This is a genomic window from Akkermansia sp. UNK.MGS-1, from assembly GCF_000980515.1.
GTDB classification, from domain to species: domain Bacteria; phylum Verrucomicrobiota; class Verrucomicrobiia; order Verrucomicrobiales; family Akkermansiaceae; genus Akkermansia; species Akkermansia muciniphila.
Window position 1 is genome coordinate 131,834 of the sequence record NZ_LBCB01000010.1, and the last position, 12,043, is coordinate 143,876.

General features: G+C 57.5%; 11 protein-coding genes. 5 read left to right on the forward strand and 6 right to left on the reverse strand.

The annotated features are described in order from the left end of the window. Positions 1–2 precede the first annotated feature (2 nt). Positions 3–1,430 carry a hypothetical protein gene (locus WW58_RS06615; RefSeq protein WP_046436330.1) on the forward strand — a complete coding sequence of 476 codons (1,428 nt, stop codon included), beginning with the start codon at positions 3–5 and terminating at the stop codon, positions 1,428–1,430. Between the two features lie 65 nt (positions 1,431–1,495). Here WW58_RS06615 and proC read toward each other — a convergent pair whose 3' ends face one another. The 3 genes from proC to WW58_RS06630 form a co-directional block, all read right to left on the reverse strand. Further along, on the reverse strand, positions 1,496–2,302 hold the full coding sequence (gene proC, locus WW58_RS06620) for a pyrroline-5-carboxylate reductase (RefSeq protein WP_046436332.1): 807 nt from the start codon (positions 2,300–2,302) through the stop codon (positions 1,496–1,498). Between the two features lie 70 nt (positions 2,303–2,372). Then, entirely contained in the window at positions 2,373–3,035 is a 663-nt protein-coding gene (locus tag WW58_RS06625) for a DNA-3-methyladenine glycosylase I (RefSeq protein ID WP_046436335.1), read from the reverse strand. A gap of 11 nt (positions 3,036–3,046) precedes the next feature. Continuing rightward, on the reverse strand, positions 3,047–3,964 hold the full coding sequence (locus tag WW58_RS06630; RefSeq protein ID WP_128207898.1) for a hypothetical protein: 918 nt from the start codon (positions 3,962–3,964) through the stop codon (positions 3,047–3,049). A gap of 108 nt (positions 3,965–4,072) precedes the next feature. Between WW58_RS06630 and WW58_RS06635 the strand changes: the two genes are divergently transcribed. The 3 genes from WW58_RS06635 to WW58_RS06645 all read left to right on the forward strand — a co-directional run bounded on the left by WW58_RS06635 (position 4,073) and on the right by WW58_RS06645 (position 6,745). Beyond that, positions 4,073–5,020: a hypothetical protein gene (locus WW58_RS06635; protein WP_046436338.1), complete on the forward strand. Its 948-nt coding sequence runs from the start codon at positions 4,073–4,075 to the stop codon at positions 5,018–5,020. 79 nt (positions 5,021–5,099) lie between these two features. Next, positions 5,100–6,149, forward strand: coding sequence for a serine/threonine protein kinase (locus WW58_RS06640; RefSeq protein ID WP_215833472.1), 1,050 nt, complete (start codon positions 5,100–5,102; stop codon positions 6,147–6,149). A gap of 128 nt (positions 6,150–6,277) precedes the next feature. After that, on the forward strand, positions 6,278–6,745 hold the full coding sequence (locus WW58_RS06645) for a GNAT family N-acetyltransferase (RefSeq protein ID WP_046436340.1): 468 nt from the start codon (positions 6,278–6,280) through the stop codon (positions 6,743–6,745). A 105-nt stretch (positions 6,746–6,850) separates the two neighbouring features. Here WW58_RS06645 and WW58_RS06650 read toward each other — a convergent pair whose 3' ends face one another. Further along, complete coding sequence (locus WW58_RS06650) at positions 6,851–8,314, reverse strand: tryptophanase (RefSeq protein ID WP_046436343.1); 1,464 nt, start codon at positions 8,312–8,314, stop codon at positions 6,851–6,853. A 154-nt stretch (positions 8,315–8,468) separates the two neighbouring features. On the opposite strand from WW58_RS06650, the gene WW58_RS06655 reads away from it, so the two are divergent. After that, positions 8,469–9,062 (forward strand): hypothetical protein, encoded by a 594-nt coding sequence (locus WW58_RS06655; protein ID WP_102738919.1) that lies wholly within the window; start codon positions 8,469–8,471, stop codon positions 9,060–9,062. Here WW58_RS06655 and WW58_RS13190 read toward each other — a convergent pair. Together WW58_RS13190 and WW58_RS06665 are read right to left on the reverse strand one after the other, a co-directional pair. After that, positions 9,052–10,074, reverse strand: a complete 1,023-nt coding sequence (locus WW58_RS13190; protein WP_022197408.1) for an Lnb N-terminal periplasmic domain-containing protein — start codon at positions 10,072–10,074, stop codon at positions 9,052–9,054. The two genes, WW58_RS06655 and WW58_RS13190, sit on opposite strands and share 11 nt — an antisense overlap. Positions 10,075–10,134: 60 nt before the next feature. Then, the coding region (locus WW58_RS06665) for a phenylalanine--tRNA ligase subunit beta (protein WP_046436388.1) at positions 10,135–12,043 on the reverse strand (1,909 nt) is incomplete at its 5' end.

Consider the following 12,043-nt stretch of genomic DNA (forward strand, 5'->3'; position numbering starts at 1 on the left):
CCATGAAACAGGCAATTACGCTTTTCCTGTGCGCCTGCGCCCTGCCGACCGCCCTCCTTCTGCCTCATGCTCGTTCGGAAGGGGTCATTACGCTTAAATCCGGGGAAAAACTGCCGGGCAGCATGGATACGATGAACCGCCCTTACCTAAAGGTCCGTTCCAGCATTCTTTCCAAACCCGTGGATGTCCATATGGGAGAGCTTGACGAGCTGGCCTCTTCCCGTCCGCTGGAAATACCGGAACAGTTTTCCATCATCAGGCTGGCCAATGGGGACGAGGTTTACGGCACCCTGAAGGCGCTGGATGCGGAAAATCTTCAACTCCAAACCGCTTGGGGCGGCCTGCTTCAGGTGGACCGCAAATATGTGCGCCACATCGGGTTCGACTCACAGAAAGCCTACCTGCGCAACGCTACGGAATCCCTCCAGGGCTGGGAGTCTTCCGCCAAAAGCACGCTGCCCGAATGCCGCAACGGATACTGGCTCATGCGCGGCTCCAATAATACGGAGCTGCAAACTTCCTTCCCCATGCCACCCCGCCTCCATGTGCAGTTCTCCCTTTACCATACCAATACGTTCCGGATTAATCTTGCCCTCTGGCAGGATTCCGAATCCGGAAACAGCATCAACCTGGATCTCTCCCTGGAAAAAGCGGAACTTTCCAAGAACAGTTCCGGCCAGTACCGAACGCTTGGCAGGGTGAAAAGGAACACGGAGCGGAACTGGTATGCCGACAAGAGCGTCAAGCGTTCCGACGTTCATTTTTACGCCGATCCGGAAAAGGGCAATTATTACCTGTACGTCAACGGTGAACAGGTAGCCTGGTGGGAGGAAGTCAAAGAGATGGACACTATCTTTGAAAACGAGAGCGGAGACGATGAAGGGGAAGATGGAGAAAGCGCCGGGAAACACGAATTCAAACCGGGAAACACTCTTGCCCTGGGAGGTTATGACAGCTTGAACATGGCCGTGTTCCATTTGAATGTATTTGACTGGAATGGAGCCATTCCCCATCTGGAGGAGGAGCTGGACATCATTTCCCGTTACGACCCGGCCGCCCCCAGAGACAAGGCTCTGCTGGTAAACGGAGACGTGCTCAGAGGAGCCATTTCCCTTCAGGAGGAAGGCTCCATCCGCATCAAGTCCGACCATTATGACGTCACCGTTCCCACCGTCAGGGTACGCGCACTGAACCAAAAAGGCCATGAAGAGAAAGACCTTCCGGAAGACAGCTCAGACACCCGCGTTTTCCTGACGGACCAGAGCGTCCTTTCCCTGGTCCTGGAAACTATCCGGAACGGGTTCATGGAAGGGCGCTCCTCCGCAGTCGGCAAGGTCCGGATTCCGCTCCAATCCGTCAGAAAGGTCCAGTTCAACCTGCAAAACCCGGAGCTGAGGAAGCAGAGGGAAACGCCGTTCCGGTACAAATAAAGGCTCTCCACCAGGCCGTCCTTTCCGGAGAAAGCCGGCTCCGGGAAAGCCAGAAGAAGCATCCGTTACCGCTCCTCCATTTCCTCCGCGCGCCGTACGGCGCTTTTCACCGCCTGAATCCAGGCATTGCGGAAGCCGCATTCATCCAGCGCATTCAGGGCGGCAATCGTGGTTCCTCCGGGGGAAGTGACCTCATCCCGGAGCGCCATGGGATGCTTCCCGGTCCGTTCCAGCATCAGGGAAGCCCCCCGCATGGTTTCCGCAGCCAGTCCCAAAGCGGTTTTCCTGGACAATCCCATGGCTACCCCTGCGTCTGCAAGCGCATCCAGAGCCGTAAACATGTAGGCGGGGCCGCAACCGGAAATGGCGGAAACGGCATTCATCCCGGATTCCGCCACCTTGTAAACGGAGCCGCAGCCGGAAAGCAGCATCCGGGCCGCCTCTTCATCTTCATCTTTTACGCCGTTTCCCGTACTGTAGGCGATGACGCCGGCCAAAACCATGCACGGGGTGTTGGGCATGGCGCGTATAATGCGCGTTCCGTCGCTGGCGCAGGCTTCCATATCATCCAGGGAAACGGCGGCAGCGATAGAAATCAGAAGGGGAAGCTCCGCCCCCCGTTCAGAAAGAGAGGAAATGAGCGGAAGGATGCCATGCGGCTTCACGGCCAGAATCAGGACTTCCACGGCGTCCGCCGCCTCCGCCTCCGAGGCCGCTTCATGAACTCCGGGGTATTCCTCCCTCAGAGCCTGCATGTTCTCATGGTGATGATCGTACACCCAAACTTCCTCCGGAACCGCTGCTCCGGCTTTCAGCATGCCCCGCAACAGGGCGCCTCCCATTTTTCCAAGTCCGATGATACCTGTTTTCATGGTTGATGATTTTTTACAGTCAACATATAAGCGATTTATAGAAAATGGAAATGCCAATGAAGGCCCATGGCTATGGACGAGAATGCCTTATTTCCGCGTTTGTTCCCTCCGGCCCTGTTATCAGCGTCTCTGGCTGGACATGCGGTTGGGATTTTGCGTACTGGGCCGCTTTGCAGAAACAGCCCTCAATATGGTCGTTGACAAACCCGGTTGCCTGGAAAAACGCATAACAGATCGTCGGACCGAAAAACCTGAATCCCCGCCTTTTCATGTCCCTGCTCATGGCTTCCGACTCCGGAGAAACAGCGGGAATTTGAGCCAGAGCCCTGAAATGGTTAACAATGGGCTGATGATTGGGGAAAAACGACAAGACGTACCGGTAAAAACTGCCGAATTCTTCCTGAACGGCCATAAACAGTTTCGCATTATTGACAGCGCTGTTGATTTTCAAACGGTTTTTGACAATTCCATCAAATCGCATCAACCGTTCCACATCTTTTGCCGTCATCCGCGCCACTTTCTCCACATCAAAGCCATGGAAGGCTCTCCGGTATCCTTCGCGCTTCCGGAGGATAGTGAGCCAGGATAATCCCGCCTGGGCACTCTCCAGCACCAGAAATTCAAACAGGGTTTTGTCATCGGAAACGGGCCTGCCCCATTCTTCGTCATGGTACTTTATATACAGTTCGTCCGTTCCGGCCCAGCCGCAACGCGCATTGATGATGTCTTCCATACCTGTCCCCGTTAAAATTCCTTTTTCCTGAACAGCCACGCCGCCAGCGTCATGTGAAAGACGAAGTACCCCAGCGTAATCAGGGCCAGGGTTCCGAACAGGGAAAGGGGAATAAACTGACCGTTCAGGGCGGAATCCGTCACGGAATAAATCTGGAAATTCGGAAAAATCAGGGAAAAGAGCCTGCTGCCCGCCACTTCCCACCAGGAAAGGCCATCCGTGCCGGATCCCACCCACAGGGAAAGAGCCTGCGTCTGGAACAGTCCCGCCAGATAGATCATGAACGTCAGCAACGCGCTGATAATGGTGCCGTTCGTCACGCAGGACATCAACAGCGTGAGGGAGGAAAGCACGACAAACTCGCACATCATCACGCCCAGCCCCGTCTGCACGTTCCAGGTAGCTCCCTGGAGGCGGATCCTGTCCAGGTACGGCTGCATTTCCTCCAACGTATAACGGCCTTTCAGCGAGGCTATCTGCTCCGCCACCACCGTATCCGTCCGCATCCACAGCACCAGCGTCATTACGGCATCCATCAGCAGAACGGCAACCAGGGTCAGGGCCAGCACCCCCAGCACCTTCCCCATCAGATAGTCGATGCGCGGCACCGGTTTGCAAAGGATAGTGTATAGAATACGGTCCTCCGCATCCCTGGGAATAATCAGGGCCGTGGCCGCCACGCAGAAAAAGAGGCCGAACACCCGCATGGCGCCGTAGGCGGAGTTTTTCAGCAGCACGAGTTCATTGATCCCCCCGGTTTCAGGCCCCAGCACCGCGCTCAGGCGGAAGGAACTCAGAGCCAGCAGCGCCACGGCGAAGAGCCCAAGAAAGAGAAACACCTTCATGCGCACCAGCTGCGTAAAGGTGGTACCGGCGATTACGGCCATGCGCCCGGGCGAAGGTATATAACCGGAGGTAATCCATGCCATGCGGATCATCTTGCCGTATTCCGGAGCAAATAAAAGAGCTTTTTATTTCATGTGCTGAACTCCTTCCGCCTTGAAGAAGCGCTTCTCCCGTGTTCTCATGGAGCGCGTATGAGTTTACGATCCCAGCTGGAAGAACTGCTCCCGGAACTTTTGCCTTCCGATCCGGCCCAGGCCATTAAGGGAACAGAACTCATCCGCCTGGTGCGCCTGAGGCTGGGGGAGGAATATTCGGACGCATCCCTGCGCTACCATTTTTCTTTCATGGCTTCCGAGCCGGATTCGGAAATCGCCAAGGTGGAACGCGGCCAGGGCTATTACAGGCGCATGAGGGAACGGGACGGGCAGCGCGTTCCCAGAGGGCTTTTGCCCCTGTTCCTCGGGGAAAACGAACCGGACACCCTGAACTGCCGCGCCAAGGCGCTGGCCTTGGCCGTGCGCCAGTACGATACCACGGGCCGCGGCGTTTTCGTGTTCAGTACCAGTGAAACCGGAACTTCCTGGGTAAAGCCGGATCTGGCCGTTGTGGAATGGCCGGAGGGGGAATGGGAGGGAAACGCGCTTGTTTTTGACAAAAGCGCACTTCAGCGCCGCCGCATGATCGGGGCACCCATGATGGGCATCCGCAGCGTCTGCGTAGCCCGCATGCCCGGAGGAGAAGACGGCAGAAGGGAATTTTTCAGGACTCTGGCCACGTCCCGCTGGGCACAGTGCGGAGAACTGGTCATTGTGGGGGAACTGCCGGATGATTCCGAATGCGCCGCCCTCCGCGGGCTGGCCGCCGAGTTCGGCGTAGGGGTGCTTTGCCTGGAAATTGCGGACGAACGCCTAGGAGAGCTCCCCGGCGCGGAGGAAATTTTCAAAGCCGGAGATGAAGAATGCGCCGCCCTGCTGGCGGAGCTCACGCCCGTACGGCTGGCCGCCGGAAGACTGAAGACGCTGGAGGCAGATACGGGGGAAACCCTGGGCGGGGAATTCGGAGCCCTGTTCGACTGGCTGGCCGCCTGCCTGGAACGCGGCAGCGTGGAAGAATATGAATTCCGCGTCTCCTGTTACTGAATGCGGCGGAGAGATTCTTGACAGAACTTGCGTATTAAATTAAAGATTTTCCCGGCTCCAACCCGCCCTTCCCCCTGACATGGAACAAGAAACACTGGTTTACCCGCTTGCGGACAATACTGTTCTGCAAGACAAATATACGATATTGAGCGTGCTGAACGCCGGCGGCTTCGGCATCACGTACCTGGCTCTGGACAACCCCGGTTCCCGGTATGTCGTCATCAAGGAATGCATGCCGGACGCCTACGCCTGCCGGGATATGGAAACCGGCGTTGTCCATCCCCGGAACGAACAGACCGCCGTCAATTTTTCCCAGAGCGTTTCCAATTCCCGGCAGGAGGCTTCCGTCCTGTCCCAGCTCAACCATCCCGGCATTGTCCAGGTGTTTGACATGTTTGACGCCAACGGCACCTGCTATTACGTCATGGAGAATATCCAGGGACAGACCCTGTTCGACCTGATGACCACCATGCACGCCACCGGGCAAACCATGGAACCGGCCCAGGCCACGGATCTTCTGTTCCGCCTGCTGGACATCCTGCACTACCTTCACTCCATGGGTGTGTACCATTGCGACATCAAGCCGAGCAACATCTTCATCCAGCCGGACGGAACGCCCAAGCTCATCGACTTCGGCGCCGTGCGCACCAAGACCCTCCAGCATCAGGGGCTCGTCCAGATCACCCCCGGCTATACCCCGCCGGAATTCTACCCCGGGCGCCGGAGCGAAATAGGCCCCTGGTGCGATATGTACGAACTGGGCGCCACGTTCTACGAATTGCTCACGGGCCAGGTTCCCCATCCGGCGGACCAGCGTTCCGTAGTGGACCGCAACCCGAAAGTGACCAGTTACGCGGCCCTGCGGAAAACCTATCCCATGAACTTCCTTTCCGGCATTGACAAAGCCCTGTCTCCGGATGAACGCAACCGATTCCATTCCGCCAAGGCATGGAACGACTATATCAACGCCATGGCGGCAGCAGGCACCCTGCAGGCCGGCGGAGTATCGAGGAAGGCCCTTCCCCAGGCCAGAAAAAAATCTTCCGCAGGCACGGCTTTCATCATTATCCTGCTCATTGCGGCGGCGGCCGTTTGGATATGCTGGGAGCAGGGATTATTCCATTTCTGATTCCTCTTTAACGGCTATGGCAGAGGGGCGGCTTGCGGCCGGAAAAAGGAACAATAAACCAAAGATAAAATTTTTCCGGCATTTAGTCAGAAGTCTGCCTGAATATTAAGATTTCGGGAGAAAAAATCATGAAAGCAATCAGCATTGAAGACAGAAACCCAATATTGGTGGAACAGCTTGTGAAGGTCTGGAAAGGTTCCGTGAAAGAAACCCACACTTTTTTGTCAGATGAGGAAATAAATCACATTCAGGAATATGTTCCCCAGGCGTTAAGGGAAGTGCCCCATCTGATGATTATAGAAGATGATCATGGATTTCCATGCGCATTCATGGGAATCAATGAACATAAACTTGAAATGCTGTTCGTTTCTCCGGAAGCGCGCGGCCGCGGACTGGGGAAAAAATTAATTGAAACCGGCATCAGGGAATATTCCGTTAATGAATTGGGAGTTAACGAACAAAATCCTCAGGCGAAAGCGTTTTACGAACATATGGGATTTCATGTCTACAGAAGAGCGGAGACCGATGAACAGGGCAAGCCTTACCCCGTTTTATACATGAGGCTGTCGCCATCCGTTTATTCCGGAAGGGATTGATCCCCCATTACAGTTTTCCTTCAAGGCCGCGCCGCTTCAACGCAACAAGGGCTGAACCATCCGGTTCAGCCCTTGTTGGATAAGGATGCGGACGGGAAGTCGCGCTTACAGGCTTTCCCCGAAGTCCTGACGGTATTTGGCCGCCAGTTTTTCAGGCCAGTCGCTCTTGGCGCGGAGCTTGCCCATGAAGAAGCGCAGGACGGGCGGTTCCTCCACAAATTCCAGGCCGCCAATCAAATCGCGGTTGTCATAGAGCCACTTCATGCGGTCCGCCACGTATTTCACCTGGGATAATGTGAAGACACGGCGCGGGAAGGCCAGGCGGAGCAGTTCCACATCCGCCAGAATGTCCTTGCCGTTTTCGTCGCGGACGCTGGAAAGCGTGCCGCGTTCCATGCCGCGCACGCCGGAGGCGATGAAGAAAGCCGCCGCCAAAGCCCCGGCGGGATAGTCCTCCTGCGGAATATGGGGCAGGAAACGCCCGGCGTCAATATGAGCGCCCAGGCCGCCAGCGGGGGTCACGCATGGAATGCCCATGTCCACCATCTGGCCGATGAAATATTCAATGAAGGAGGGGCTCTGAGAAATCACGGTCAGATCCGTGGTTTCATACAGGCCCACGGCCATGGCCTCAATTTCCCGCACGGAAATGCCGCCGTAGGTCAGGAAGCCTTCAAACAGGGGAACCAGATGCTCCATTTTTTTGGCAATGGCGCGGTCATTCGTGCAAATGCCGCCGCCGCGGGAAGAAGAAACCTTGCGGGCGGAAAAGTACACCAGATCCGCCAAACCACACATGGTTTTCAGGATGTCCGCGCAGGATGAGTCCTTAAACTCGTCTTCACGCATCTTGATGAAATAGGCGTTTTCCCCGATCAGGGAGGCGTCCAACACCAGCATGATGCCGAATTCATCGCAAATACCTCGGATTTCCCGCATGTTGGCAATAGAAAAGGGCTGGCCGCCAATCAGGTTGGTGGAAGCTTCCATACGCACGAAGGGAATTTTGTCCGCCCCGTGCCGGGCGATGCAGTCCCGCAGCTTGGCGGGATCCAGATTGCCCTTGAAGGGATTGGTGCTGACCGGGTTGACGGCTTCATCAGCCACCAGTTCCTCAATCTTTCCGCCGTTCAGGTCAATGTGGGCGTGCGTGGTAGTGAAATGGTAGTTCATCGGAACCACGTCTCCGGGTTTCACAAAGGTGCGGGCAATAATGTTTTCACAGGCTCGGCCCTGGTGGGCGGGAAGCAGGTATTTCTTGCCGAAGACATCCCATACGGCCTGCTTCAGGCGGTCAAAGCTCTGGGAACCGGCATAGGCGTCGTCCGCACGGAACATGGCGGCGATCTGGTTGTCGCTCATGGCGTTGACGCCGGAATCCGTCAGCATGTCCAGATAGACGTCGTTCGTGCTGAGCTGAAAGGTATTAAACCCGGCTTCCCGTGCGGCTTCCAGACGGCGTTCCACGGGAACAAGATGCAGCTTCTGCACCACGCGGACTTTGTGCAGTTCCAGGGGAATTTGTTCCCCATTGTAAAATTTGACAACGTTTGATGGTTCTGAATTCATAAAATAAAAGGTAAATAAAAGTGTAGCAGAATGAATCTTTTCCGCAACATAAAAGGACAGATGGCTTCTTTTTGCCCCCCCGCCGGAAAGGCAGGAATGACGCTGAAAGGAAAAATGTGGAACTTTCCGGAGGGAGTTTCTAGCGTGGCTTCCTATGAAAAAATACTGGAAATTGATTCAACAGCACCTGGGCGTGGATGCTGACGGCATCCCCGGCCCCAAGACGGCTCTGGCCCTGCTGGAAAAGCTGGACATCCGCCAACCGGAACATTCCTGGCCCAGCCAGGAGGACGTGCGTTCCGGAAAATCCGTCTTCGGCCGTGCGGGAGATGAAAGCAACATGACCAGCATCAAGCTGCCTTATGTCATGCGGCTGGCGTGGGAAACAAACACGACCGTTTCCACCATGCGCTGCCACAAGCTGGTGGCGGAACCGCTCGTCCGCATCTTCCAGGCTGCTCTGGACCATTACGGCATGGAGAAAATCAGGGAACTGGGGCTGGACCTGTATGGCGGCTGCTTCAACAACCGCTCCATTATCGGCGGAAAAGCCACATCCATGCATGCCTGGGGCATCGCCGTGGACATGGATCCGGACAGAAACGGACTAAATGTCTCCGCGCCGAAAGCGGTTCTGTCCGGACCGGAGTACACCGCTTTCTGGCAATTCGTGGAAGCGGAAGGGGCCGTATCCCTGGGACGCTCCCGCGACTACGACTGGATGCACTTCCAGTTCGCTACTCTTTGACCGGAGCGGACGCGAACGTCCTCCAGCCCTCCTCCCAGCGGCGGCGGAGGGCTGGCCAGTCCTCACCGTTCCCTCCATGCCCCATAAAAGAGCGCTTTTTCAGCTCCCGGAAGCTTTCTCCGGGAAGGTGGAGGAGTTCCCCGCGGTCATAGGCATTCTGATCGCACATGCCGTTAAAAACGGGAGTCCACTGCCAGCGGCGCACGCCCAGATAGTTCTTGAACGTATCCACCAGTTCCGTCGTGCAGTTGGCGGTGACGGTATGATAATAGCGCGGGCGTTCATGGAGACTGTTGATTTTTTCCGCAAACCCCAGAAAGGCCTTTTTCAGGTTTTCCCTGTCAATGTTGATACGGTACAGGTACATGTCCTCTTTCCGGTAATTAGTGCGCAGGGCGAACAGGTCTTCTTCGTCCGCCAGGATGTAAATCACGTTGAATTGCTTGTAAAGGCCAGGGACACTTCCCTGCTCCACCCCTTCAGGCAGCCGCGTTTCCACGGACAGGGCCAGATGCTTCCCATCCTCAAAACCGAAGGACAACATGGTATGGGCCACGAATTCCATCCCATCCCAGTGGCTCACGGCAAAATCCAGCGTAGCCAGCTTGTCCAGGTCAAAGCGGCGCGTCACATAGCGCGCGTCGAAGTCCCGCTCCGTCCGGTAGATAAAACTGCGCACGTCCTTCACCACGATTTCATTTCCGTTGATTTCCACGGAGGGCAGGCGACTCCAGGACGGCTGCCATTCCTTATCGTTCGTCGCCGGTATGCACAGGTAGTACGCCAGCAACAGGGCCGGCACTCCCCAGGAAGCGCGCCATAATACGGGCCGTTTTCTGCGGAGGGCGAAAGCGCACGCCATGGCCGCCACGTACAACCACACCAGCACGGGACCTCCCCATACGTTGTAAAAAACCACGCCCGCCGCCCATACGGAGAGGCCGAACCACGCCGCCATCATCAGAATGCGGGCGGCGGCCAGGCCCGCGTGGCGCAGGAAAGTCAAATGCATGAAAAATAAAAAGCAGGCCGCGCGTTCCAGCTCATGAAACGCGCGGCCCGTTAACGGAAGTTACCTGAAAGAAAGGCCTTTCACTTTGTCCGTCAGGGCTTTCAGCACGCGCTGGTGCGCTGCGTCCACTTCCGCGGCCGTGAGGGTCTTGGCCGGATCCCTGTACAGGAAGGTGTAGGCAATGGATTTGCGGTCCGCCGGGAGTTTTTCACCGGAGGGGTCCGTGAACACGTCAAAGCAGGAATAACTGACAAGCAGTTTTTCCCGTGCGGATTCCACGGCCTTGACAATGTCCGCATTGGGCGTGGAGAGGGGCAGTTCCATGGCCGCATCGCGGGAAGAACCGGGGAATTGGGGCAATTCCGCAGCCTTCACGGGCGCGGTGAGGATTTCCTGCATTTTGCGGAGATCCAGTTCCGCCACGTACACGGGCTGGCCCAGGCCCAGCTCCCGGCAGCGCGCCAGGGACAGGCGGGCGAAATAGCCGCAGGCCTTTCCGTCCAGCTGCACATCCGCTCCCAGGGCGGCCTGTTCGCGCGGTCTGGCAGGCGTGAGCGTAAAACGGTGGCCCGGAGCCAGAACAGCCATCACGGCCAGAAGGTCCTCAAAGGAGGCCTGCTCCGGCCTGGGGTCCGCCCAAGAGCGCGCCGTGCGGTCCCCGGAAACCAGGATGCCCAGGGTATCCGTTTCAATGTCCCTGCCCTTGCCGCCGCCCGTATTGCGGAAGACGCGGCCAAGTTCAAAGAAGCGCAGGCCGGAAACGCCCTGGTTGCTGTTGCGCACGGCGGCGGCAATCAGACCGGGCGTATGGGCGGGGCGCAGCACGGAGTGATCCTCGCTGAGCGGCAGGGACACGCGGATGAGGTCACCGTCCTGAAGGGGGCGCAGGGGCAAGGCATCCTTCACCTGGGCGATGGCGCCGTCCGCGGATTCAGAGGCGATGAGCTTGATGGTCTGGGTTTCATAAAATCCCAGGGCCGCCAGCTTGCGGCGCAGCTCCATCTGGAAATTATAGGCCGCATCCACCGGGGATTCCGCCACGAAGGGGCCGGAGAAGCGGGACGGTATGCCGTCCAGACCGAAAACGCGCACGATTTCCTCCAGCAGGTCGCACGGACGCGTGAGGTCCAGGCGGTGGGGGGGGATCAGCCAGCATTCGGGAGACTCCGGAACCTGCTTCAGGCCCAGCGCCGTCAGGATGCGTGCCCCTTCCTCATGGGAAATGGAACCGCCGGAAATCTGATCCAGCGACTTCCAGGGAAGTTTTACAAAGCCCAGTTCATTAGTCACCGTGGAGCCCTTCCCCTGCTTCAGGGAAGCGGGCACGGAAACGGGGCTGTCCGCCCCTCCGCAGGAAGGCATGGAAGCATGCGCCGGATTAGGAACGGGAGAACCGGCCACATACGTCGGGGAAGCCGTTCCGCCCGCCAGCTGGAGAATCAGTTCCACGGCGCGCACGGAACCGCGCAGGACATTCCAGGCGGAAGTGCCGCGTTCAAAGCGGTAGGAGGAGTCGGAGGACAGGGCCAGCCTGCGGGACGTGGCGCGCACGGAGGAGGGCTTGAACCAGGCGGACTCCAGAATGATATCCGTGGTGGCGTCCGTCACGCCGCTTTCCTCCCCACCCATCACGCCGCCGATGGCGAGCGCCTTGCCGGATTGGTCCGCGACAACCAGGTCCGTGCAGTTAAGCGTGTATTCCTGGCCGTCCAGAGCCTTGAAAGTTTCCCCTTCATAAGCGGTGCGGGTAACGATGCCGCCCTGCACTTTCGCCGCGTCAAAGGCATGGAGGGGCGTTCCCAGTTCATGCAGGACGAAGTTGGTAATATCCACAATGTTGTTGATGGGGCGCAGACCGACGGCTACCAGGCGTTCCTTCAGCCATTCCGGGCTTTCCTGCACGTTCACGCCGCTGATTTTTACGGCGGTGTAGTACGGGTTCAGCTCCGGCTGATCCAGCCGCACGAAG